Source organism: Gammaproteobacteria bacterium, assembly GCA_032250735.1.
Taxonomy (GTDB): domain Bacteria; phylum Pseudomonadota; class Gammaproteobacteria; order SZUA-152; family SZUA-152; genus SZUA-152.
In genome coordinates this window covers 22947-45981 of sequence record JAVVEP010000017.1, presented here as the reverse complement: position 1 = coordinate 45981, position 23035 = coordinate 22947, and the positions used below count along the sequence as shown (strand labels likewise).

The 23035-nt window shown below is 59.1% G+C and carries 22 protein-coding genes; 13 read left to right on the top strand and 9 right to left on the bottom strand.

Annotated elements, in window-relative coordinates:
- Position 1: 1 nt before the first annotated feature.
- Together bamB and der are read left to right on the top strand one after the other, a co-directional pair.
- The gene (gene bamB / locus RRB22_10695) at positions 2-1237 is read left to right on the top strand and encodes an outer membrane protein assembly factor BamB (GenBank protein ID MDT8384875.1); all 1236 of its coding nucleotides are present in this window, start codon (positions 2-4) and stop codon (positions 1235-1237) included.
- 33 nt (positions 1238-1270) lie between these two features.
- Complete coding sequence (gene der / locus RRB22_10690) at positions 1271-2662, top strand: ribosome biogenesis GTPase Der (GenBank protein ID MDT8384874.1); 1392 nt, start codon at positions 1271-1273, stop codon at positions 2660-2662.
- Positions 2663-2886: 224 nt separating this feature from the next.
- Here the strand turns inward: der and RRB22_10685 are convergent, their stop codons facing one another.
- The 7 genes from RRB22_10685 to RRB22_10655 all read right to left on the bottom strand — a co-directional run bounded on the left by RRB22_10685 (position 2887) and on the right by RRB22_10655 (position 10006).
- The gene (locus RRB22_10685) at positions 2887-3630 is read right to left on the bottom strand and encodes a response regulator (protein ID MDT8384873.1); all 744 of its coding nucleotides are present in this window, start codon (positions 3628-3630) and stop codon (positions 2887-2889) included.
- Between the two features lie 172 nt (positions 3631-3802).
- Positions 3803-5287 carry a glucose-6-phosphate dehydrogenase gene (gene zwf, locus RRB22_10680; GenBank protein MDT8384872.1) on the bottom strand — a complete coding sequence of 495 codons (1485 nt, stop codon included), beginning with the start codon at positions 5285-5287 and terminating at the stop codon, positions 3803-3805.
- Positions 5288-5344: 57 nt separating this feature from the next.
- Complete coding sequence (gene gnd, locus RRB22_10675; protein ID MDT8384871.1) at positions 5345-6763, bottom strand: decarboxylating NADP(+)-dependent phosphogluconate dehydrogenase; 1419 nt, start codon at positions 6761-6763, stop codon at positions 5345-5347.
- Positions 6764-7018: 255 nt separating this feature from the next.
- Positions 7019-7924, bottom strand: a complete 906-nt coding sequence (locus tag RRB22_10670; protein MDT8384870.1) for an FAD:protein FMN transferase — start codon at positions 7922-7924, stop codon at positions 7019-7021.
- Between the two features lie 8 nt (positions 7925-7932).
- Positions 7933-9273 carry a DUF3570 domain-containing protein gene (locus RRB22_10665; protein ID MDT8384869.1) on the bottom strand — a complete coding sequence of 447 codons (1341 nt, stop codon included), beginning with the start codon at positions 9271-9273 and terminating at the stop codon, positions 7933-7935.
- Positions 9264-9482, bottom strand: a complete 219-nt coding sequence (locus tag RRB22_10660) for a DUF4266 domain-containing protein (GenBank protein ID MDT8384868.1) — start codon at positions 9480-9482, stop codon at positions 9264-9266. Before RRB22_10660 ends, RRB22_10665 begins: the two co-directional genes overlap by 10 nt.
- 35 nt (positions 9483-9517) lie before the next feature.
- Positions 9518-10006: a TlpA disulfide reductase family protein gene (locus RRB22_10655; GenBank protein ID MDT8384867.1), complete on the bottom strand. Its 489-nt coding sequence runs from the start codon at positions 10004-10006 to the stop codon at positions 9518-9520.
- A gap of 192 nt (positions 10007-10198) precedes the next feature.
- On the opposite strand from RRB22_10655, the gene msrP reads away from it, so the two are divergent.
- The 8 genes from msrP (at position 10199) to mtnP (ending at position 16932) form a co-directional block, all read left to right on the top strand.
- Positions 10199-11161: a protein-methionine-sulfoxide reductase catalytic subunit MsrP gene (gene msrP, locus RRB22_10650; GenBank protein ID MDT8384866.1), complete on the top strand. Its 963-nt coding sequence runs from the start codon at positions 10199-10201 to the stop codon at positions 11159-11161.
- Between the two features lie 40 nt (positions 11162-11201).
- Positions 11202-11825, top strand: a complete 624-nt coding sequence (locus RRB22_10645) for a protein-methionine-sulfoxide reductase heme-binding subunit MsrQ (protein MDT8384865.1) — start codon at positions 11202-11204, stop codon at positions 11823-11825.
- 66 nt (positions 11826-11891) lie between these two features.
- Positions 11892-12482, top strand: coding sequence for a peptide-methionine (S)-S-oxide reductase MsrA (msrA, locus tag RRB22_10640; protein MDT8384864.1), 591 nt, complete (start codon positions 11892-11894; stop codon positions 12480-12482).
- Positions 12483-12632: 150 nt separating this feature from the next.
- Positions 12633-13382 carry a fibro-slime domain-containing protein gene (locus RRB22_10635; GenBank protein ID MDT8384863.1) on the top strand — a complete coding sequence of 250 codons (750 nt, stop codon included), beginning with the start codon at positions 12633-12635 and terminating at the stop codon, positions 13380-13382.
- A gap of 543 nt (positions 13383-13925) precedes the next feature.
- On the top strand, positions 13926-15044 hold the full coding sequence (locus tag RRB22_10630; protein MDT8384862.1) for a mechanosensitive ion channel family protein: 1119 nt from the start codon (positions 13926-13928) through the stop codon (positions 15042-15044).
- A 52-nt stretch (positions 15045-15096) separates the two neighbouring features.
- A complete protein-coding gene (locus tag RRB22_10625; GenBank protein ID MDT8384861.1) occupies positions 15097-15465 on the top strand; it encodes a DsrE family protein in 369 nt (122 codons plus the stop codon).
- Positions 15466-15552: 87 nt separating this feature from the next.
- On the top strand, positions 15553-16104 hold the full coding sequence (locus RRB22_10620) for a hypoxanthine-guanine phosphoribosyltransferase (GenBank protein ID MDT8384860.1): 552 nt from the start codon (positions 15553-15555) through the stop codon (positions 16102-16104).
- 6 nt (positions 16105-16110) lie between these two features.
- The gene (gene mtnP / locus RRB22_10615; GenBank protein MDT8384859.1) at positions 16111-16932 is read left to right on the top strand and encodes an S-methyl-5'-thioadenosine phosphorylase; all 822 of its coding nucleotides are present in this window, start codon (positions 16111-16113) and stop codon (positions 16930-16932) included.
- A gap of 6 nt (positions 16933-16938) precedes the next feature.
- On the opposite strand, the gene RRB22_10610 is transcribed toward mtnP, so the two are convergent.
- Complete coding sequence (locus RRB22_10610) at positions 16939-18000, bottom strand: CsiV family protein (protein MDT8384858.1); 1062 nt, start codon at positions 17998-18000, stop codon at positions 16939-16941.
- 96 nt (positions 18001-18096) lie between these two features.
- Between RRB22_10610 and def the strand changes: the two genes are divergently transcribed.
- The 3 genes from def (at position 18097) to RRB22_10595 (ending at position 21337) form a co-directional block, all read left to right on the top strand.
- Positions 18097-18639 (top strand): peptide deformylase, encoded by a 543-nt coding sequence (gene def, locus RRB22_10605; GenBank protein ID MDT8384857.1) that lies wholly within the window; start codon positions 18097-18099, stop codon positions 18637-18639.
- Positions 18640-18657: 18 nt separating this feature from the next.
- Complete coding sequence (gene ligA, locus RRB22_10600; GenBank protein ID MDT8384856.1) at positions 18658-20730, top strand: NAD-dependent DNA ligase LigA; 2073 nt, start codon at positions 18658-18660, stop codon at positions 20728-20730.
- Between the two features lie 124 nt (positions 20731-20854).
- Entirely contained in the window at positions 20855-21337 is a 483-nt protein-coding gene (locus tag RRB22_10595; GenBank protein MDT8384855.1) for a cyclic nucleotide-binding domain-containing protein, read from the top strand.
- A 118-nt stretch (positions 21338-21455) separates the two neighbouring features.
- Here RRB22_10595 and RRB22_10590 read toward each other — a convergent pair whose 3' ends face one another.
- The gene (locus RRB22_10590) at positions 21456-23015 is read right to left on the bottom strand and encodes a cation:proton antiporter family protein (GenBank protein MDT8384854.1); all 1560 of its coding nucleotides are present in this window, start codon (positions 23013-23015) and stop codon (positions 21456-21458) included.
- Positions 23016-23035: the final 20 nt, after the last annotated feature.

Genomic DNA, 23035 nt, shown 5'->3' with positions numbered 1-23035 from the left:
CATGAATGTCGTGCTCAAACGCATCGTGGTGTTATCGGCGTTGCTCGCAGGCGGCCTGCTCACGGCCTGCGGTTCCTCGCAGAAAGACTATTCCAATGCCACGCCACTGGCGAGTATCGACACGCGACTGGCAGTGACCCCGCTGTGGGCGGTGCAGACCGGTGATGTCCCCCCCTCGGCGCACGCACAATTGCCCGTCAAGGTTGATGGCGAGCGGGTGTACCTCGCCGACAGAGACGGCGGTGTTTCCGCATTGGACGGGCATAAGGGAAAACGGCTTTGGCGTGTGAATCTGGGTGAGGCGCTTGCCGGCGGTCCGGGTATTGGCGCCCGACATCTGTTTGTCGCGACCCGCAAGGCGGAGCTGGTGGCGCTGGACAAGGAGACCGGTGCGGAACAATGGCGTCAGCGTATCAGCAGCGAAATGCTTGCCGCCCCCGTGGTTGCCAATGAGCAGGTGGTGGTGCAGACCATTGATGGCAAGATCAGCGTGCATGATGTCGCGACCGGCAACAGGCTCTGGGTCTACGCACGCTCGATTCCAAACCTGACCCTGCGTGGCACCAGTGCGCCGCTGGTGGTTGACGACAAGATCCTCGCCGGTTTTTCGGATGGGCGTCTGGTTGCCCTCCGCCTGACCGATGGCGAACTATTGTGGGAGGCCACCATCGCGACCCCCCATGGTCGCACCGACCTGGAGCGCCTGGTGGATATCGATGGCCTGTTTCAGGTCGAAGATGGCATCGTCTATGTCAGCAGTTTTCAGGGGCGCGTGGCGGCCATCTCCGTGGTAAACGGCAACGTGGTGTGGGCGCGTGACATGTCATCCTATACAGGGCTTGCGGTTGGCGTGGGTCAGGTGTTTGTGACCGATGCGCAGAGCAAGGTGTGGGCGCTCGACGGCCGTACCGGTGCGACCCTGTGGCGGCAGGACAATCTGCAGGGACGCGAGCTCAGCGCCCCCGCAGTGGTCGGCGATAGCGTCGTAGTGGCGGATTTTGACGGGTTTATGCACTGGTTATCGCGCGATGACGGACAATTTATCGCGCGCAATAATCTCGCGGTCAGCTGGGGAAAATTGAATCATGTGTGGGAAGACGAAGAACAGGATGAGCGCCGTCGCAGCGTCACCGTTCCCCCACTGGCGGTGGCGGATACCCTGTATGTGCGGGATGACACCGGCGCATTGACCGTTTTCAGGCTGGCTTCTAGACGCCCGTTTGCCGTATCCCGCTAGAATTATTCATGCTCAACACAATAGCGACCTGATATGAAACCCGTAATCGCCCTCGTTGGTCGTCCGAATGTCGGAAAATCGACCCTGTTTAATTGTCTTACCCGGTCTCGGGATGCGCTGGTTGCCGACCAGCCGGGGCTGACGCGCGATCGTAAATATGGCGAAGGCCGTGTGGGTGATTATCCCTATCTGGTGGTCGATACCGGCGGACTCAGTGGCGAGAAGGAAGGCATTGACGGACTGATGGCCGATCAGGCCTGGTTGGCGGTGGAAGAGGCGGATGTGGTGTTGTTTATGGTCGATGCCCGTGATGGTCTGGTGGCCGGCGACCATGAAATTGCCAAACGTCTGCGCAGTGTGGGCAAAAAAGTCCACCTGGTGGTCAACAAGATCGATGGTGCAGAACTGCAAGTAGTGATTGCGGATTTTCATAACCTTGGTCTGGGTGTGCCGCTGGGGATCACCGCCAGCCAGCGGGGCGGCGTGAATGATCTGATGTCCGAGGTTCTGCCGAAGCGCGATGAATCGGAGATTGAAGAAGAGGAAGAAGATCATGGCATCAAGATCGCCATCGTCGGTAAACCCAATGTGGGCAAATCCACCCTGATCAATCGCATCCTCGGGGAACAGCGGGTGCTGGCCTATGATATGCCCGGTACGACACGTGACAGTATCTACGTACCGTTCGAGCGCCGCGGCCAGCGTTACACCTTCATTGATACTGCGGGTGTGCGCCGGCGCAAGAATGTCCATGACATGCTGGAAAAATTTAGCGTCATCAAGGCCATGCAGGCGATCGAGCGTGCAAATGTGGTGGTGCTGGTGATCGATGCGCACGAAGGCATCAGTGACCAGGACGCCCACCTGCTGGGTTTTGTGCTGGATGAAGGCCGTGCGCTGGTGATCGCTGTCAATAAATGGGATGGGCTGGAAGCGTCCGAGCGGGAGCGGGTGAAATACGAGCTGGATCGAAAACTGCAATTTGTTGATTTTGCAAAATTACACTTTATCTCGGCCTTGCACGGCACCGGCGTGGGCGATCTGTTCAAGCCGATCCAGAAGGCCTACCTGTCGGCGACGCGTCACTTCCCGACACCGGAGCTGACGCGCATTCTGGAAAAGGCGGTGGAGGCCCATCAGCCGCCGACGGTGCATGGTCGGCGCATCAAGCTACGCTACGCCCATCAGGGTGGACGTAATCCGCCGACCATTATCATTCATGGCAATCAGACCAAAGATGTGCCGGATGCCTATCGGCGCTATTTGCAGAATACCTTCCGCAATGCGCTCAAGCTGGAAGGTACGCCCATCCGCATCGAGTTCAAGACCGGTAGTAATCCGTTTGAGGGCAGAAAGAATATTCTGACGAAACGGCAGATCGATAAGCGCCAGCGTTTAAAGACCTTTGTAAAGCGCAAGGGCTAGGTCGACAGGTTTCTGTTGGCCGGTGTTTTCTTAAGGGCACCTCTAAAAATCCGCTGAAGCCGCGATGGCTGCGTTGGAAATGTCCGAAAAATGCTCATGTACTACGTGTACGTGTACACTGCGCTTTTTCGACCATTTCCGCCTTTCCCTCGCACCTTGATCGAATTTTTAGAGGCACCCTTAACGTGAGATGAACGTGAGATGAGCGCAAGATGAACGTGCGATTAACGCGTGGACAATATGCCGGGGCTGACCGATGGCGGTGTGAAGGGCAGATGGTCCGGCAGTTCGTGATATTCCCCGGAGCGTAATGCCATCCACACCAGTCCGGCCAGGGAATTAACCCCCAGTTTTCGCATGATATGCGCGCGATGGGTCTCGATGGTTTTGGTGCTGAGGCTCAGCTGGTGTGCAATCACCTTGTTGGCCTTTCCCTGTAGCAACAGACGCAACACCTCCTGTTCGCGGCGTGAAAGCTGCCCGAGATACTGCAATATCAGCGTGCGCCAGAGTGTTTCAGCGCGCATTTCCCTGTCGATCTCTAATGCCTTCTGAATGCTGTCCAGCAGCATTTGGTCATCAAACGGCTTTTCGAGGAAGTCGATGGCGCCGGCCTTGATTGTGCGCACCGCCATGGGGACATTGCTGTGGCCGGAAATAAAAATGATCGGAATGTTGATGCCTTCGCGTTGCAGGTATTCCTGTAACTCCAGACCGCTGAACTGCGGCAAGCGCACATCCAGTATCAGGCAGCCGTGTTGCGCGGGGTCATAGACATCCAGAAAACCTTGCACATGACTGAATGCGCGGGTGGGTATATCCATGGATTCGATGAGCAGCTGCAGGGCGTGGCGAACCGCGTCATCGTCGTCAATGATAAACACCAGGGGCTCGCTATCGGTGTTGCCGGCGGCAAGCACGGTGGGCGGGTTTGATGTCAGGGCTGGGGTAGAGAGTGTCGGTTGCATGGTGACAATAGTTCCTTCTATCGGTTGAATGGATGCAGAGTCATTCTGCGCGGTCAATGACCTTTTCAAGATGCCCCTTCCCGTGTGCTGAGTCAATATTCTGTACCCTATAGCTGGATGGTGCCATTGCCGCTAAAACTCCCGGTTGTACGGCTGTGGTTATTGTTGCGGGCTAGCCGATTTCCGGTTCCAGAGAATGGCGCCAGAACTGGTCTTCACGATCAAACAGCCGGCGTGTTGCCTGAGGTCCCCAGGTGCCGGCGGGATAGGTGTGGATAAAATCACGTTCCGTCGCCCAGACGCGCAGGACGGGGTCAACCACATTCCAGGCGCCTTCCACTTCATCGAAGCGCAGGAACTGGCTCTGGTCTCCCTTGATGATATCCAGCAACAGATCCTCATAGGCGTCGGACGAGATTTCTCCTTCGTTGCGCAGGCTGGCATCCAGGCTGATGGTACGGGTCTTCATGGTCGGGCCGGGTTCTTTCACCTGCATCTCGATGCGCAGGCATTCTTTTGGCTGGATACCAATGATCACCCAGTCCGGCTGCATGGTATCGATGGGGGTTTTGCTGAACAGGCGTTGTGGCGGCTGTTTGAAGCGAATGCTGATGGCAGACTTTGTTTCAGTCATGCGCTTCCCGGTGCGCAGGAAGAAGGGCACGTCGCGCCAGCGCCAGTTATCAATGTAGAGCTTGAGTGCGGCGTAGGTTTCCGTGGTGGAGTGTTGGCGCACCTGTTCTTCATCAAGATAGGCGGGTACCGTTTTGCCATTGACCATGCCGCTCGCATATTGGGCACGAAATGACTGGGCATGCACCGCACTGCTCGGAATCGGGCGAATGGATTTAAGCACCTTAACCTTTTCGTCACGCAGGGATTCGGCATCCATCGCCGCTGGAGGTTCCATTGCCACCAGGGTCAGCAGCTGCATGAGATGACTCTGGATCATGTCGCGCAGGGCGCCGGATTGATCGTAATAACTACCGCGGCCCCCGATCCCCAGGGTTTCCGAATGGGTGATCTGCACATGGTCGATATAGTTGCGATTCCACAAGGGCTCCATCATTACATTGGCAAAACGGAACACCAGGATGTTTTGCACCGTGCTTTTGCCAAGGTAGTGGTCAATGCGATAGATCTGTTCTTCGCGCAGATTACGGTGCAGTCGCGCCTCCAGCATGTGGGCGCTGTCCTGATCATAACCAAAGGGTTTTTCGATAATCACGCGCCGCCAGCCATGGGCCTCGGACAGTAATTCCGCCCCTGCCAGTTTGTCGATAACGATACCGAACTGGGCGGGTTGCAGGGCCATGTAGATGGCGCAGTTTTTAGAGAATTTGTTCTCGCTGTCAATGCAGTGACGAATATCCGCATACAGGGACTCTTCATTAAGATCGCCGGCGAAATACTGCATGCGCTCGCTGAAGCGCTGGAATACGTCGTTGTCGATACCGCCGCGGGCCTTGGTTTCGAGCATGTCACGCAGTTCGTTAATCCAGCCCTGTTTATCCAGCTTGCGACGGCCGATGGCCATGATCATGACGCCAGCCGGGAGGCGTTTTTCCGCTTCCAGGTGATACAGCGCCGGCATGAGTTTGAGGCGGGAAAGATTGCCGGTGGCGCCGAAGATAATATAGGTACAGGGTTCTAACATTGCGAATGCTCGGTGGTGATCATGGATAAATAGGTATGGGTTAGTGGTGAAGCAGGCTCAGGCCTTGCCCGACCAGTCGCTGTGGAAAAATTCACCGCGCGGCCGGTCGGTGCGCTCGTAGGTGTGCGCCCCGAAATAATCGCGCTGGGCCTGTAACAGGTTGGCCGGCACGGTGGCGGAACGGTAGCCATCGTAAAAGGCCAGGGCCGAGGAAAAGGCCGGGCTGGGAATGCCCGCGCCGACGGCAAACTGGATTGCGCGTCGCCAGCCGCCCTGGGCATCGTGAATCGCGGTGCTGAAAAAATCGTCCAGCAGCAGGTTGCTGAGCGTGGGATTATTGTCAAAGGCCTGTTTGATGTTGTTCAGGAAGCGGCTGCGAATGATGCAGCCACCGCGCCACACCAGGGCGATGTTGCCATAGTTGAGATTCCAGCCCTTTTCATCCGAGCTGCTGGCCATGAGCATAAAACCCTGCGCATAGGAGATGATCTTGGAGGCGTACAGGGCATCGTGGATGGCGTGGATCATCTGCGCGGTATCGACGCTGGGCCGGGTAGCAGGTCCCTGCAGTCGGGTTGATGCCTGCACCCGTTGTTCCTTAAGGGCGGACAGAAAGCGCGCAAAGACCGCCTCGCCAATGAGGGTAAGCGGGATGCCGCTTTCCAGGGCATTGATGCCGGTCCACTTGCCCGTGCCCTTCTGTCCGGCGGTATCCAGCACCTTGTCCACCAGGGGTTCACCGTCGGTGTCGCGCACGCCGAGGATGTCACGGGTGATCTCGATCAGGTAGGAGTCGAGCACACCGGCATTCCACTGCCCAAAAATGCCCTGCAAGTCCTCGAACGGGATACCCAGCCCCTCGCGTAACAGCTGATAGGCCTCGCAGATCAGCTGCATGTCGCCGTATTCGATGCCGTTGTGCACCATCTTCACGTAGTGTCCGGCGCCGCCTTCACCCATCCATTCGCAGCAGGGCTCGCCATCTACCTTGGCGGCGATGGCCTGAAAAATGTCTTTCACCGCCGGCCAGGCGGCCGGGTCGCCGCCGGGCATCAGCGAGGGACCGTGCCGCGCGCCTTCTTCGCCGCCGGACACACCCACGCCCAGAAAATGCAGCCCCTCGGTGGCGAGCGAGTCGACACGCCGCTGGGTGTCGGTATACAGGGAGTTGCCGCCGTCGATGATGATGTCGCCCTGGTCGAGATGGGGTTTGAGCAACTCAATGAAGTCATCCACCGCGCTGCCCGCCTTCACCATCAGCATGATGCGGCGGGGCGCCTTCAGTGACTGGCAGAAGGCCTCCAGGCTGTGACTGCCGATGATGGATTTTCCACAGGCGGCGCCGGCAAGAAAGTCATCCACCTTTGAGGTGGTGCGATTAAACACGGCGACCGTGAAACCGTGGTCGGCCATATTCAGCACCAGGTTTTGTCCCATTACCGCCAGGCCGATAAGGCCGATATCTGCTGTTGCCATGTCAATCTCTTTGCTTGATACGAGGTGTGTGTATCTTAACCTGAAGCCTTTAAAAATTCGCCCGCCTTCGCCGCCCAATATCCTGCGCGATCCGTGGGCGAATTCGAAGGGGTCGGCTCTACAGCAGCGGCAAAAAAGTCGGCCCCTTTATAGCGTGCAGGATTTATTGTTGTAATGTTGTTGTAGTGTCAGAAATGACTTGGGCCGGGAATCCGGCTGTGCTGCCGCCTTAACCTATAGCAGATAATCGCGGCTTCACCACTGGCACCAGTACGGCACATCCTGTTCGCGCAGAAACGCCTCGGCACCCGCGCCCTGCAACAGGGCAAGGGTGCTGAGCATGCCCGCATCGGTGCAGGTGGCGGCGGCCACGGTGACCGCATGGGGTGCGCCGCTTACCGGCCAGCCGCTGCGGGGGTCCAGTACGTGGCTATAGCGTCGGCCGTCTTTTTGCAGATAGCGCTTGGCGTCGCCGCTGGTGGCCACGCCGCCTTGCTGCAGTGAAAAGTCCGCCGCCTTTGCATTGGCGCCGGTCGCTCCCGTCTCGATGCCCACCCGCCAGCCTGAACCATCATGGCGCGGTCCGGTAACGGCAAGATCGCCGCCCAGATTCACCAGTACGGAAGGGGTGTGGCCGGGCTGGGTGTGCTGCGGAAGGGGAAATGCCGAGGCCAGCTGCGCGACACGATCGGCCGCATATTCCTTGCCAATGCCACCGAAATCGATTTCCATGCCCGGCGCCAGCTGGATCAGCGGCGCCTGCCACATCACCTTGTCCCAGCCCACCAGCGGCAACAGGGCCTCGACCTCGGCAGCATCGGGCAGCCGGTCGCTGCCGTCAAACCGCCAGACCCGCCGCAACACCCCGGAGCTGATATCAAACAGTCCGTCACTTAATTGATAGAGCTGTTGTGCGTAGTCCAGCAGGCGGGCGGTTTCGGCATCGACCCGGGTGGGTGCGCCGCTGTTGATGTGGTGCAGAATATTGTCGTCACGATAGCGACTGTATTTGTGTTCAATGCGCGTGACCTCATCCGCCGCCAGCCGGGTGATCTCCCGGGCCAGCGATTCACTGCGGGTATCCACCAGCACCTCACAGTGGCTGGCCATGGCCTCGAAACGACCCACAAAATAATCGGCCCTGCGCTCGAGGCTAACCATAGCCTTTTCTATTTGAACAGCCCCAGCACGTAGTTGATGATCATGTCGGAATCCAGCGACACGCCGGCCTGTAGCAGGTAGGCCTCGTTATCCGGGAACAGCTGCTGATTCTGTAGTTTGCCGATGGCATCCGCGCTGCGGTCTTTGCCGTTCTGCTCGATCATCTCCACCCGCAGATTCAGCTCGGCGCCGTTGTGGAACTGATAACCGTATTTTACGCCGATGGTCTGGGTGGTGAATTCACCCAGCCGATAATCGGCACTGGCGTAGGCGAGAGTGGTCTCCTCACCATCGATGAGTGTCTGGCGATAAAAGTCCGCCTGCGCCTGCTGGTAATAGCGCAGATGGGGCTGTAGATAGTGGCCGCCGGCGAAGTCGAAACGGTAGCGCAGGTCGACGGTGTGTGACTGGATGCCCCAGTCATCCCAGAAATAGCGATACGAGAGATTGAGCACGTTCTCGTTGGGGAGCTGATGCACACCCTTCCAGAAAAGGATCTGATAGTTGCGTTGATCCGGTCGGCTCTCATAAACATAAGGCGTGGTGCCGCGCAGATTGCCAGTGCCGTCGTCTTCCAGCACGCTGAGAATCTTGTACGGGTCGGTGAGATAGCCGTCACTCTGGCCGCGGCTGTAGTTCAGCTGCATCAGGCTGCTGCGGTCAATGATCTGCGTAACGCCAAATAGCACCTCTTTGACGGTTTTGTCCTGCTTGCTGCCATCGGTGGCCTTCACGCCGGGATAGACCGGCATCACCGTCAGGCCGACGGGCACGCCGCCCTCCGGGCTGACGGTGTCATTGTTGAAGGAGAGACCGAGCGCCAGGGTGGTATGGCGCTGGTTGATGTCCTGGGCGAAGTTCGCGGAGAACCCGGTGGACAGGTAGTCGTGTTCGTTGGAAAAATTGCCGCCGAAGGTGCCGCGCAGGTTGTTGCCCAGGGGGGTATCCCATTCCACATTGAGCGCGCCGCGGGAGTCTTTGAAGGTGTCGTCCAGCGGCGTGGTGTTGGCGGCCTCGGTATAGGTCGACTTGCCCGATGGGGTGGTAAAGGTCTGCGGCGTGTCGGCCGGCACCGCGCCATTGGGCGAGGCCCCGGTCAGCACGTCGGCGACGATACGGACATTGATGAATTCGTCGTCATCAATCTCCTTGCTCAGACTCAGTACCGGCTCGACCAGCGCCACGCGGTCCTTCTCGGCATAGATCAATAGCGCGGAATCGATTTTCCAGTTGTTGCCGGACGCCACCAGTCCCCCGGCATGGCCGGCACCGGCCAGTAGGCCACAGGTGGCCGCGGCCAGTTGTCGGCGGATGTTACGTGGTGTGTTGTGCGATTTTTTCAGTTGCATCCGCAGCCCCCTCCGCCCACGCCCTGGCCGCCGCTGGAGGCCTCCTTGCTAAAATAGATATGTTCATCGAGGTAGGTTTCCAGCGGGTCGGCTACCAGTTGCATTTTTTGCTGGGCCAGGATGTCCCGATCCCAGGGTTGCACCGGTTCAAGACTGCAGGCGCTCAGGCTGGCGCCAATGCCTGCGGCCAGGAGAAAGGTCTTTATCATGTTTGTCGGTCTCGTGAGCAAGGGTTATTGGCGGACTATTTTTTCAGCAAGGCCTGGATGGCGGCTTCCATTGTGGCCTTGTCCTTATCGCGGAAACCCAGGTGGGTTTTGACCAGCAGGCCGTTGCGGTCGATCAGATAGGAGCTGGGCATGCCGCGTAGACGATAGGCCTTGGCAATCTCTCCGCTAGGGTCATGCGCCACCGTGAAGGCAGGTTGTCGCTGGTTGATAAACTCTTCGATGAGCTCGCGTTTCTTGTCCACGCTGACGGCGATGATGGTGAGGCCCTCGTCCTTGTAACGCGCATGCATCTCATCCATCCAGGGAAAGGACTTGCGGCAGGGCGGGCACCAGGTGGCCCAGAAATCCAGGTACACCACCCGCCCCTTGAGATCGTGCAGGCTGATGCCGGCGTCATCGGGAAAGGTGGGCAGGGTAAAGTCGGGGGCGGGCTCGGCGCCAAAAGTGGGGGACGTAAAACCACACAGGAGCAGAACCAAAAGCAGGGGCAGGCGGGTTGACATGGGGTACGAACCTCTAAAACCTGTATACAGGCGTGATAATGCTGTGACAAATTGCCGGCACAATTATACGGTATTTTGCCGAATGGGTGCGAGTGCCGGCGGGCGGGTTCCCCGGTCATGGGCACTATGCGGGACGCCGGGGGTCTCAATTGATAACCCGACACGTCGACCAACCGAACGCGAGGAGTATCCATGCTGATCAGACGCGCTGCCGATATCAAGAGTTCCGAGATTACCGATGAGCAGATTTATCAGGGGCGGCGGGCGTTTTTGCGCACCGGCTCCGGCCTGGCCCTGGCCGCGGCGGCAGGGGCTGCGTTTCCAGGTCTGATGCTGCCGCGCGAGGCGGCGGCCCGGGTCGAACTGCTGAACGTCAACAAGAACCCCGGGTTTTCTACAGAGGAGTCGCCCAATAGCTTCAAGGACATCACCCGTTACAATAATTTCTACGAATTTGGCACCGGCAAGGAAGACCCCGCCCGCCACGCCCACAGCCTGAAGACCGATCCCTGGACGGTGCGCGTGGAGGGCGAGGTGGAAAAGCCCGCGGACTATCAGCTGGAGGATCTGGTCCGGGAGAGCCAGCTCGAGGAGCGCATCTATCGCCTGCGCTGCGTGGAGGCCTGGTCGATGGTGATTCCCTGGGTGGGTATTCCGTTGGGCACCCTGATCAAACGCCTCAAGCCCACCTCAAAGGCCCGCTATGTGGAATTCACCACGCTGCACGATCCGCAGCAGATGCCGGGCCAGAAACGCGCGGTACTGGACTGGCCCTATGTCGAGGGTCTGCGGATGGACGAGGCCATGCACCCGCTCACGCTGTTGGCCGTCGGCCTGTACGGCAAGGTTCTGCCCAACCAGAACGGGGCGCCGATCCGCCTGGTGGTGCCGTGGAAATACGGCTTCAAAAGCATCAAGTCCATCGTCCGGATCCGCTTTACCGAGACCATGCCCAGTACCACCTGGAATCTGGCCGGGCCGGGTGAATACGGCTTTTACGCCAATGTGAACCCCGAGGTGGATCACCCGCGCTGGAGCCAGAACCGTGAGCGCCGCATCGGCGAATTTCTGAAACGCAAGACGGCGATGTTTAACAGCTATCAGGAGCAGGTGGCCGGCCTGTATGCAGGCATGGATCTGCGCCGGAATTTTTGATGTCAGCAGGTGATGTCCATTATGGGATGTCGGCAAGTCGATGATGCAACCGACGCTGAAACCCGTGTTGATCAAGCCGCTGGTGTTTATCGCCTGCCTGCTGCCGCTGGCGCTGGGTATCTGGGACGGCCTTACCGATCAGCTCGGGGCCAATCCCATCGAGGAGATTACCCACCGTACCGGCGACTGGACACTACGCCTGTTGTTGATCACCCTGGCGGCAACCCCGGCCCGTCGCCTGTTCGGCTGGAGCTGGCCGCTACGCGTGCGGCGCATGCTGGGACTGTACAGTTTTTTTTATGCGTGCCTGCATGTGTTGACATACTTCGTGTTAGACCAGTTTTTTGACTGGGGTGAGATTCTCAAGGACATCATCAAACGTCCCTATATCACCATCGGCTTCACCGCCTTTGTGTTGCTGATACCGCTGGCAGTAACCTCCACCAACGCGATGATGCGCCGCCTTGGCCGGCGCTGGGGTCAGCTGCATCAACTGGTCTATGTCATCGCGGTGCTGGGCGTGCTGCACTATTTCTGGTTGGTGAAGGCCGATTACCTGTTGCCGCTGATCCATGCCGCCATCCTGCTGGCCCTGCTGCTGGTGCGCGTCCGCTATCAGCGGCAGGCCCTGTCGCGTCAGCGAACCGTTTCCCAGACTCCCTGAGATCATCGGCCTGTTGTCATTGTTTCAGGGCTGAAACATTAACAGTAGTTGTGTGAGGATATGATGATGAAATTCAAACCGATATTTGTTCTAACCATAGGCTTGCTGTTATGTGCCTCTGCGGCGATGGCGGACAAGGCTATATTCGCCGGTGGCTGTTTCTGGTGTATGGAAGCCGATTTTGAAAAGCTCGAAGGTGTGACAGATGTGGTGTCCGGCTTTACCGGCGGCACGCTGGAAAATCCCACCTACACCGGAAATCATCAGGGACATTATGAAGCGGTGGAAGTCAGCTACGATCCGGCCATCGTCAGTTATGAAAAGCTGCTGGAATATTACTGGCTGCACATCGACCCCTTCGATGGGCAGGGCCAGTTCTGCGACAAGGGTACGAGTTACCTGAGTGCAATATTTGTCGCCACGGCACAGGAGCGAAGGCTGGCGGAGGCCTCCCGGCAGAAAGTGCGTGAGCAGTTTCCCGACCAGCAGGTCGTCACCCCGGTTTTGGATGCCGCCACCTTTTATCCCATCAAGGGCGAGGAAAGCTACCATCAGGATTTCTATAAAAACAGTGCCGTGCGCTACAACTATTATCGCTGGCGCTGTGGCCGTGATCAGCGTCTGCAGGAAATATGGGGAGACAAGGCAGCCCAGTAAGAGGGTTGCGATATAAGCTGTGTCGGAAAAATTTACAGTTTCATCGATAGCCCAATCTGAAAAAGCATAACCCTCTGTTTTATAGGTAAAAAAATTAGTGGCCTGGATATTGCTAAATAAGGTTTAGTTACTTACAGAAGGGTATTTGATATGAAAAAGACCATCTTATTAATGCCACTATTGCTGGCAACATCGTTGTCTGCCGAGGCCGGCATTATCAACCTGACCGGCACCGTGCGTGACTTCCAGCAGGCGCATTCCGATTTTGAGCGTGCCATCGACGGGCACGTTACCGGCATGGTGGAAACAACCCTGGGTGCTGATGGCAAACCGGTTTACAGTGGTTTGAATACATCCAGCGTCTATAACTCCGGCGAGAACTTCGACCAGTGGTATAACAATGTGGCTGGTGTCAACCAGTCGATTTCGCACACGATCTCCCTGGATAATACGATTACCCCTGATCTGAATGTCTATACCTTTACGGACGGCAGTTTCTTCCCTATCGATGGACTGGGCTTTGGCAATGAGGGTAATACGCACAACTATCATTTCACCTTTGAGCTGGGCACGAATTTCACCTATCAGGGTGGAGAATCTTTTAGTTTCACCGGCGATGATGATTTGTGGGTGTTTATTAATGATCAGCTGGTTGTCGATTTGGGCGGTGTCCACGGTGCGATATCCGGTTCGGTTGATCTCGACACTCTGGGCCTAACGGTCGGCAATAATTATTCGTTTGACCTGTTCTTTGCGGAACGCCATCGTACGGCCTCCAGCTTCCGTATCGATACCTCCATACAGCTTGAGCCTACCTCTGTCCCTGAACCTGCCACCCTTGCATTGATGGGTCTGGGTCTGATTGGATTCAGTCTTTCCCGTCGTAAGAAGACCGTCTAAACAACGCGCCATTTGAAGTGATCTAGATCCCGCTACGGCGGGATTTATTTTGTCCGGCATTCGTGGTCTGGCGGTTTTGCATACCAGGCGATCCCGCTTATAGCCGGCTGCAATTCCGGTTCGCTGATCTTGTTTGCCTCTATCGCTAGTACTCCTTCAAGGTAATATTTGCGGGTTCAGTTGGTCTGTCAGCGTTCAGGGCAAGGCGCGCCTCGCAGGCAATGGCCATAGTCCTTGCCAAGAGGCGGAACGCGGCCATGGACGCTGACAGGCCAACCCTTCGGGCGCTCCTGTGGTGTCCCGCTGCGGCGTTGCGGCGCTTGGCAAGGGAATGGCCATTGCCTGCGCACCGCGCCTTGCAGCGAAACACCACAGGAACGCTGAACCCGCAAATATTACCTTGAAGGAGTACTAGTTATCATCCCGTTCAGGCGTTGGTACTTGGTGGCCCTTTTTCGTTATCATGAGCCCCCATAATTCGACCGCTGCGGGAGTCATTGGCGCGGACCGGGTACCCGATGAGTGTTTGAGTAGGGAGAACGAATGGATTTTGAGGTTTTACAGAGCGAATTCTGGCAGGGCGAGAGCGTGTGGGTGGCGCAGGTCTTTGTGGTGGTGTTTTTTGCCCTGCTGGCCGACTTTTTTCAGCGCCTCATCTTGCGCGGCCTGGCCCGCCGCGCGGCAAACACCAGCAATCCCTGGGATGATGCCCTGGTGGCGGCCGTGCGCCGGCCGCTGAGCCTGCTGATCTGGGTGGTGGGCATCAGCTTTGCCGCGCAGATAGCCGCCAGGCAGGCGGGGGTCGGGATTTTTGGTGCCGTCGAGCCGATTCGGGATGTACTGGTCGTTGTTGCCCTGACCTGGTTTGCGGTGCGTTTCATCAAGCAGGCCGAGGGCAATATCATTGCCGCGCGGGCCGCGCGGGGCGAACCCATCGACGTCACCACCATCGACGCCATCGCCAAACTGTTGCGTCTGTCGGTGATGATCACCGCCGGGCTGGTGGCCTTGCAGACCCTGGGCTTCAGTATCTCCGGCGTGCTGGCGTTTGGTGGTGTGGGGGGGATCGCGGTCGGTTTTGCGGCGCGTGATCTACTGGCCAACTTTTTCGGTGGGCTGATGATTTATCTCGACAGGCCCTTTTCCGTGGGTGACTGGGTGCGTTCGCCCGACCGTAATATCGAGGGTACGGTGGAATGTATCGGCTGGCGCCTCACGGTGATCCGCACCTTCGACAAGCGCCCGCTGTATGTGCCGAATGCGGTGTTTGCCAATATCGCGGTGGAAAATCCCTCGCGCATGAGCCATCGCCGCATCCACGAAACCTTCGGCATTCGCTATCGGGATATCGGCCAGATGGCGGCCATCACCGCCGATGTGGAGGCGATGCTTAAGGCGCACCCGGCGATCGATGCCACGCAGACCCTGATGGTGAATTTTGTCGCCTGCTCGCCGTCTTCGGTCGATTTTTTTGTGTATACCTTTACCAAGACCACGGTGTGGACCGAGTTTCATGTGGTCAAGCAGGATGTATTGTTGAAGATTGCCGATATTATCGCCCAGCACCATGCACAGATAGCCTTCCCCACCTCCACGGTGCACATGCCGGATGGCGTCAGTCTGTCGAATGCGCCGGCGGCCGTGGCGCCTGAACCGGCTTAGCGCAAGCCACATCAAACCACACCAACGCGAATAAAAGGATAATGAGGAAAGCATGGCTGACAAATTGCTGATCGTATTAATGAACACCGACCCCGGCAATCCGTCGGAGTTGGGTACCCCGTTCATGCAGGCGTGTGTTGCCGCCGCCATGGAATACAAGGTGGAGATCCTGTTGACCGGTCGTGCCGGCGAACTGGCCGTGCCCGGTGTTGCGCAGCAGCTGCATTTCTCGGAGGGCGGTAAGAAGACGGTTTATGATCTGATGCGCGATGCGGTAGAGGCCGGCGCGAAGTTAAAGATCTGTACCTCAAGCCTGGAGTTGTGGGGTGATGAGCTGATACCGGAGATTGTTGAAACGGTCGGTGCCGCCTATATTATCAGCGAGGCCATGGACGATGATACCGTGACCTTTACCTACTAGTCAGGCCGCATATTGGTGCCTGTCTTAGCACCTGTTTTAGTACCTGTTTTAGTACTTACGCAGATTTAATCAGAGACTCCCCCGACCATGTCCGTCACTCAACAACACATTCGTCAGGTGCGTGCCGAAGCCGATTGCCTGTTTAACGCAGAACAGGTCGAGACAGCCCTGGACCGGATGGCTGAAAACATTAGCGACAAACACAGCGACAATAATCCGCTGGTACTGTGCGTCATGAACGGGGGGCTGATCGTTACCGGTTGCCTGTTGCTGAGACTCGACTTCCCGTTAGAGCAGGATTATCTGCATGCCACGCGTTATCGCGGCGCTACCCAGGGCGGCGACATCAAGTGGCTGGTCGAACCTGCGCATTCTCTCAAGGGTCGACACGTGCTGGTGATCGACGATATTCTCGATGAAGGTTACACGCTGGCGGCGATTGTCGAACACTGTCGCGAGGCCGGCGCGCTGAGTGTGGAAACTGTGGTGCTGGTGGAAAAGCTGCATGACCGCAAGCAGGGGATTCAGGCCGACTATATTGGCCTGCAGGTTGCGGATCGTTATGTGTTTGGTTTTGGCATGGACTATAAAGGTTTTCTGCGCAATGCGGCGGGCATCTTTGCCGTCAAAGGAATGTGAAGTGTTATGAATCTATCCGCGAAAAAACTGGCCATCATCGGTGGTACCGGACTCGATGGCCTGGGTATCCTGCAGGTCGATAAACGGGAGGTCATCAGTACGCCCTATGGTGAGCCTTCCGGGCCGATCACCCGCGGCAGCCTGTTCGGGCAGGAGGTGCTGTTCCTGCCGCGCCATGGGTATAACCACAATCTGCCGCCGCATCAGGTGAACTATCGCGCCAACCTCTGGGCGTTGCGGGAGGCGGGCGCCGATACCGTGCTGGCAGTGGCCGCGGTGGGCGGCATCCGCGCCGACATGGCCCCCGGTCGGCTGGTGATTCCTGACCAGCTCATCGATTACACCTGGGGGCGGCCCAGCACCTTCTTTGAACGCGGTGCCGAAAGCCTGCTGGGCAATGTGCCGGAAAACGACTCGCTCGACGGGCGGGAAAAAAAGCCCCCCCAGGTCACCCACATCGACTTCACCGAACCCTATTGTGACGAGCTGCGCCAGCTGCTGGTGAGGGTGGCCTTTGAGGCGAAAATCAAACTGCTGGACGACGGTACCTATGCGGCGACCCAGGGGCCGCGACTGGAAACCGTGGCCGAGATCGAACGGCTGGAACGCGACGGCTGCCACATGGTGGGCATGACCGGCATGCCCGAGGCGGCGCTCGCCCGTGAACTGGGGCTGTGTTACGCCTGCTGCGCCGTGGTGGCCAACTGGGCCGCGGGCAAGGCGGAAGGGGTCATCACCATGGAAGAGATCGACGAAAACCTCAAGGGCGGTATGCGGCGGCTGGGCGAACTGCTCGAGGCGCTGATGACCTTTAACTACACGGCCTGAGCCCGACTAGGGCGTCGGTCGCGTCCTGAGCGGGGGCAGCAGGATATTCTGCGGGCTGGTCTGCTGAATCGCCGCCGCCGGCTCTGGCAATGCCACCGGTGTCACCACCACCACCATCCCCATGAACGGGTGATCCAGATAATGGATCTCGGTGGAACGCATGCGCCGCGATTCCTTCAGCTGGAAGCCGCGGATCGCCGCCCAGTCCATCTGCTGGTAGGCCGGTCCCTGGGGTTCCTTGAGGGTGGGATAGGGCCGGTCGTACCACAGATCGAGGTCGGAAACGGGAATCGGCTGGTGCTGGATCACCGGACGCCGGTAGACCAGGTCCGTGGCGATGTGCAGGTAGCGCTCGACGCTCAGGGTGACGGTGCCGGCGAAGCGGGGATTGGCGGGGCCGATGTGGTGATCGGCCTCGCTGGCGTATTCCGGCAGCAACAGTGGCCGGGTGCTGTCGCCGGCATCAGCGCCGGTAATGGGGTCCCTATTGCCGGCCGCTGCGGTTTCCACGGGGGATAGGGGCTCGGTCATCCCTTCGACGAGGTACACCGGATCGGCCTGTTGCCGGTCGCTGGTGGGCTGTTGCCAGGCGACATGCAGCAACAGGTCGCGACCGCCGGAACGGCGAATCTTTGCCGCGATATCCGTGAGCTGATGCTGCTCAGCGGGCAGGATCTGATAGGCCAGGGGCAGGTCCGTGTCGTCTTCGGCGGGCACGGTCTGCGTTGTAGGCTGTCCGGATAGCGGGGGGATATCCTGCATCGCATCCGGCTCGCCGGCGTCCTGCGCCAGCGGTGGTTGCGGCAGGCTCAGTTCGCGTAGCTTTTCCGGCAGCGCCAGGCCCTCGATGGTCGGCCACTGCTCGGCGTCGAGCGCCAGATCGGTCTGCTGGGAAAAGAGGATCAGTTCCACCTGAAACCAGCGGGCCTGGGTCTCGGCGGCATCGTCCGCAGCGGCGCGGGCCAGGTGGGGCGATGCCGTGGCGGCCAGTATCAGCAGGGCGCGCGCCATAAATGTCGCGGCGCGCCGCAGCCTACGGGGTGAGTTCTTGGTATTATGGGCGCTCATAACTGTTAAGGCAGCACTCGTTTCAATTCGGTTTGTTTCAAAATAAAAATAACATTCCGGCACACACACTATCCTGAAAACGTCTGAGAACGCATTATGCCTGCACGGCCCATTTTACGCATTGGTCATCCCCTGTTACTGCGAACGGCCCAGCCTGTCGGCGAGTTTAACACGCCCGCACTGGATACGCTGGTGGCGGATATGCTGGCGAGCATGGAGCAGGCGCAGGGCGCGGGCCTGGCGGCCACGCAGATTGGTGTGCTGCAGCGGGTGGTGATCTTCGGCTTCGAGACCAACCCCCGTTATCCCGGTCGGGAGCCGGTGCCGTTGACGGTGCTGGTCAACCCCGAGATCCAGCTACTGGACGAGACGCCGGAAAGCGACTGGGAGGGCTGCCTGAGCGTGCCCAACATGCGCGGCTGGGTGCCGCGCCCACGGCGGATTATCTATCGCGGCTTTGATCCACAGGGGCAGCCCATCGAACGCGAGGTCGACGGCTTCCATGCCCGCGTGGTGCAGCATGAATGCGATCACCTGGACGGCATTCTGTATCCGCAGCGCATCGAGGATATGCGCAAGTTCGGATTTGAGCAGGAGCTGTTCGACACATCTCCCGAACGCCCCGTCGCGGATCAGTAACGGAATGGTTGAATAATAATGACGGCTAAAAAACCACAGCCCGAGAGCGATGCCCACAAATTCAGCCCGGAGCTCCAGGCGCAGGCGGAGGCCCTGCGCGCGCAGCTCAATCACCACAATTATCGCTATTACGTGTTAGATGATCCGGAGATCCCGGATGCCGAATACGACCGCCTGTTCCGTGAATTGCAGGCGCTGGAGGCAGCCTGCCCGGCGCTGATAACGCCGGACTCGCCAACCCAGCGGGTCGGTGCCCAACCGCTGTCCGCCTTCAAAGAGGTGCGGCACATCATTCCCATGCTGTCGCTGGGCAATGCCTTTGATGAAGAGGAGGTGCTGGCCTTTGGTCGGCGGGTCAGCGAGAAACTCGGTAGCGACGAGGTTATGTTTACCGCCGAACCCAAGCTCGATGGCCTGGCGATCAGCCTGTTGTATGAAGACGGCATGCTGGTGCGCGCCGCGACCCGGGGCGATGGCCTGAGCGGCGAGGATGTGACGCAAAATGTGCGCACCATCCCTTCCATTCCGCTGCATCTGCTGGGTGATGACTATCCGCGCCTGCTGGAGGTGCGTGGCGAGGTTTACATGCCCAGGGCCGGTTTCGAGGCGCTGAATGAACGCCAGCGGACGGCGGGGGAAAAGGTCTTTGCCAATCCGCGCAATGCGGCGGCCGGTTCCTTGCGACAACTGGACTCGCGCATCACCGCCACCCGGCCGCTGGCCATGTTTTGCTACGGCGTGGGACAGGTGGAGGGAGAGCGGCCCGGTGCGCAATTGCCGGGCAGTCACGGCGCCATCCTGCAGCGGCTGAAACACTGGGGGCTGCGGGTCTGTCCGCAGGTGGAGACCGTGCAGGGCATCGAGGCCTGCCTGGCCTTTTATCGGCGCATCGCCGAGCAACGCGATACGCTGCCGTACGATATCGACGGGGTGGTGTACAAGGTCGACAAGCTGGCCCAACAGAAAGTGTTGGGTTTCGTGTCGCGTGCGCCGCGGTGGGCCATCGCACATAAATTCCCCGCCCAGGAGGCCATCACCCGACTGCTGGATATTGATGTGCAGGTGGGCCGCACCGGCGCCCTGACGCCGGTGGCCCGGCTGGAGCCGGTGGAGGTGGGCGGGGTGACCGTGACCAATGCCACCCTGCACAATCAGGACGAGATTGAGCGCATGGATCTGCGTATCAATGACAGCGTGGTGATCTATCGTGCCGGTGATGTGATTCCCAAGGTGGCCGGCGTGGTGTTGTCCCTGCGCCCCAAAAATGCCCGGCGCTTCAGCATGCCGAGCCACTGTCCGGAGTGTGGCGCCGAGGTGGTGCGGGCGGAGGGCGAGGCAGTGATGCGCTGTTCGGGCGGACTGTATTGTCCCGCGCAGCGCAAGCAGGCCATCAAACACTTCGCCTCGCGGCGCGCCATGGATATCGAAGGACTGGGCGATAAGCTGGTGGATCAGCTGGTGGATGCCGGCCTGGTGCATACCCCGGCAGACCTGTATCAACTGTCGCTGGAGTCGCTGGTCGGGCTGGAACGCATGGCGACAAAATCGGCCGAGAACCTGTTGCGCGCCCTGCAGCAGAGTAAATCCACCACCCTGGGGCGTTTCCTGTTTGCACTGGGGATTCGCGAGGTCGGCGAGACCACCGCGCAGAATCTTGCCAATCACTACAGAACGTTAGACGCCATTATGCAGGCCGATGAGGAAAGCCTGCAAACGGTGCCGGATGTCGGTCCCATCGTGGCCTCGCATGTGGTGACCTTCTTCAGGCAGGCGCATAACCGTGAGGTGGTTGAGCAGCTGCGGGCGCACGGTGTGCACTGGCCGGCCATCGCCAAGGTCGAAACCGCTGCCCTGCCTCTGGCCGGCAAAACGGTGGTGCTGACCGGCACCCTCAGCGCGATGAGTCGTAGCGAGGCAAAGGAGCAGTTGCAGAGGCTCGGCGCCAGGGTGGCCGGCAGCGTCTCCAGCAAGACGGATCTGGTGATTGCGGGCGAGGCGGCGGGATCAAAGCGGGAAAAGGCCGAACAACTGGGCATCGAAATCCTGGATGAGGCGGGGCTGCTGGCACTGTTGCAGCAATCGGTGCAGTAAAAGTTCAATAGCGGCGCGGCGCTATCAGGCCGTAAAACACAGGCCGTAAAAATATGTACAGACCGGCAGTGGGTGTGTATTTTTAGGCGTCACGAATTTTCAAACTATCAATGGGGAACAGCAGATGACTCAACAGGCGAAGTGCGAAGCGATTGTCGATTCTTCCTTAGGCCAGGAGCTGGAGAAGGACGAATGCCAGGTATTGACCACGGTCATGAAGGTAAGGTCGTTAAAGGATGGTGAAGTGCTGGTGAAGGAGGGTGAATCGGATAACCACCTGTTTATCCTGACCCGGGGCAAGCTTATCGTCAGCAGCGAGATCGACGGAAAACCGGTCCCGGTCTATTCCATGAAGGTGGGCGAGTGCGCCGGTACCCGTGCCTTTGTCGATCTGGCGCCAAGGCGGGCGACATTGACCGCCGAGGGGGATACCACGGTTTACACCCTGGATCCTGCGGACTTTGAGGGTTTACTGGCGTCACATCCGCGTATCGTTTACAAGGTGATGCGTGGCCTGTTTCGTCTGACCCACACCAACCTGATGCGCATGAATGTGGAAACCCAGGAGCTGTCGAATTACATTCACAAATCGGGCGGGCGTTATTGATCTTCGGGAGACCGCTTTCGGTTACTGCGCCCAGCTTTATTGGCTGCAATTAAGTTTTCTATAGCTATTTACAGTTGTTCGCCTCCCGCCGGATCCGCCACCCGCAAACATTGCGCGGTTATGGCAACACCGGGGGATTGAGGTGTTGCAGCGACACCCGGGCAAGGCCGTTGCCCACCCCGTCGTAATAGTTGTAAACCTGATCGACCCCGGCCTGGGTCAGTGGCGGCTGCTCTTCCGGCGATACGATGGTGGCACTGATCAGACCCCGGAACCCCATGGCCCGCAGTTGGCGCGCGGCCATCAGCTTGGCCGAGGTTTCCGGCAGGGCCAGTAGCACGGCATGCACATTGTCCAGGTTGAGCTTGGACCAGAGACCCATATCTTCGGCATCGGCATACAGCACCCGTCGGCCCGCCTTCAGGTGTTGCTCTACCTTGCCAATATCCGAATCCAGCCCTACCACGTGCTGCTTGAGGCCCACCAGCTCGTCGTAGGCGCCGCTCCCAACACGCCCCATGCCCATCACCACGATGTGCGAACTGCCCAGCGAAATGGGCTCATCATCCGGGTGGCGGCGTTTGGTCTCAAAGCGCTGCAGGAAGCGCGCCAGTGGGGTATAGATCTCATGGGCATAGCGGTTGAGCGGCGCGGTAATGGTGAATGACAGGGCAACGGCGACCGCCAGCAACATCAGCCACTCCTCGCTCATCCAGCCCTGTCGGACACCCAGGCTGGCGATGATCAGGCCGAACTCGCTGTAGGTGGCCAGCGCCAGGCCGGTGAGAAACGAGCTGCGCGCGCGCAGCCGAAACAGCAACAGCACAAAGAAAAACAACAGCGCCTTGAGCGGCAACAACAGCAGCAACCAGCCCGCCTGTAGCAGGGTCTCCTGGCTCGGGTGACCCGACAGGCCGATCTGCAGGAAGAATCCCACCAGCAGCAGCTCTTTCACCCCCCACAGGGCGCTGGACAGATCCTTGGCCCGGCGGTGGTCGGCCAGGATCACCCCCAGCAACAGCGCGCCGAGCTCGGAGCTCAGGCCGAAGCCCTCGAAGCCGGCGCCACCGACCACCAGCGCCAGCAACAGCCCGTACAGCACCACCAGTTCACCACGGCCGGACACATCCAGCAGCCAGTGCAGCAGGGGGCGCAACAGAAAAATCCCCAACAGCATAAAGGCCCAGGGTGATGGCGAGACACCGCCGGCCATGCTCAGCACCGCCACCGCCACCAGATCCTGCATGATCAGGATGCCGATGGCGACGCGGCCATGAAAGGCGCGCAGTTCGCGCTTGCTCTCCAGCACCTTGGCGGCCACCACGGTACTGGAAAACGACAAGGCCAGGGCGACCAGCAGGGCTGTCTGCAGGTCCAGATCGGCGAACCCGGTGAGCAGGGCGGCAGTGAATAGTACGGTCAACAGCATGTGCAGCAGCGAACCGCCCAGCACCTCACTGCGCAGCAGGCTCTTCCAGCGCAGTTTTAGCCCCACACTAAATAGCAACAGCAGTACGCCGGCGTGCGCGACCTCCTGCAACAGGTCGGTGGACTGGTGGCCATTGAGGCTGAGAATGAAGCCAGCGCCCAGATAGCCCACCAGCGGCGGCAGCCCGATCAGGCGCATCAACAGGCCGAGGCTGAAGGCGAATGATAACCAGATGGCGGCGGTGAACATGGCGGGGTGTTATTCCTGTG

Coding starts and splice junctions, on each gene's coding strand:
- gnd (MDT8384871.1), bottom strand. CDS start 6,763: ATGGCAACAGCAGATATCGGCCTTATCGGCCTGGCGGTAATGGGACAA.
- RRB22_10655 (MDT8384867.1), bottom strand. CDS start 10,006: ATGTCAACCCGCCTGCCCCTGCTTTTGGTTCTGCTCCTGTGTGGTTTT.
- RRB22_10670 (MDT8384870.1), bottom strand. CDS start 7,924: ATGGTTAGCCTCGAGCGCAGGGCCGATTATTTTGTGGGTCGTTTCGAG.
- RRB22_10645 (MDT8384865.1), top strand. CDS start 11,202: ATGATGCAACCGACGCTGAAACCCGTGTTGATCAAGCCGCTGGTGTTT.
- msrP (MDT8384866.1), top strand. CDS start 10,199: ATGCTGATCAGACGCGCTGCCGATATCAAGAGTTCCGAGATTACCGAT.
- RRB22_10635 (MDT8384863.1), top strand. CDS start 12,633: ATGAAAAAGACCATCTTATTAATGCCACTATTGCTGGCAACATCGTTG.
- mtnP (MDT8384859.1), top strand. CDS start 16,111: ATGAATCTATCCGCGAAAAAACTGGCCATCATCGGTGGTACCGGACTC.
- zwf (MDT8384872.1), bottom strand. CDS start 5,287: ATGTTAGAACCCTGTACCTATATTATCTTCGGCGCCACCGGCAATCTT.
- RRB22_10620 (MDT8384860.1), top strand. CDS start 15,553: ATGTCCGTCACTCAACAACACATTCGTCAGGTGCGTGCCGAAGCCGAT.
- der (MDT8384874.1), top strand. CDS start 1,271: ATGAAACCCGTAATCGCCCTCGTTGGTCGTCCGAATGTCGGAAAATCG.
- RRB22_10595 (MDT8384855.1), top strand. CDS start 20,855: ATGACTCAACAGGCGAAGTGCGAAGCGATTGTCGATTCTTCCTTAGGC.
- RRB22_10660 (MDT8384868.1), bottom strand. CDS start 9,482: ATGATAAAGACCTTTCTCCTGGCCGCAGGCATTGGCGCCAGCCTGAGC.
- RRB22_10665 (MDT8384869.1), bottom strand. CDS start 9,273: ATGCAACTGAAAAAATCGCACAACACACCACGTAACATCCGCCGACAA.
- def (MDT8384857.1), top strand. CDS start 18,097: ATGCCTGCACGGCCCATTTTACGCATTGGTCATCCCCTGTTACTGCGA.
- RRB22_10685 (MDT8384873.1), bottom strand. CDS start 3,630: ATGCAACCGACACTCTCTACCCCAGCCCTGACATCAAACCCGCCCACC.
- RRB22_10630 (MDT8384862.1), top strand. CDS start 13,926: ATGGATTTTGAGGTTTTACAGAGCGAATTCTGGCAGGGCGAGAGCGTG.
- RRB22_10610 (MDT8384858.1), bottom strand. CDS start 18,000: ATGAGCGCCCATAATACCAAGAACTCACCCCGTAGGCTGCGGCGCGCC.
- RRB22_10590 (MDT8384854.1), bottom strand. CDS start 23,015: ATGTTCACCGCCGCCATCTGGTTATCATTCGCCTTCAGCCTCGGCCTG.
- msrA (MDT8384864.1), top strand. CDS start 11,892: ATGAAATTCAAACCGATATTTGTTCTAACCATAGGCTTGCTGTTATGT.
- ligA (MDT8384856.1), top strand. CDS start 18,658: ATGACGGCTAAAAAACCACAGCCCGAGAGCGATGCCCACAAATTCAGC.
- bamB (MDT8384875.1), top strand. CDS start 2: ATGAATGTCGTGCTCAAACGCATCGTGGTGTTATCGGCGTTGCTCGCA.
- RRB22_10625 (MDT8384861.1), top strand. CDS start 15,097: ATGGCTGACAAATTGCTGATCGTATTAATGAACACCGACCCCGGCAAT.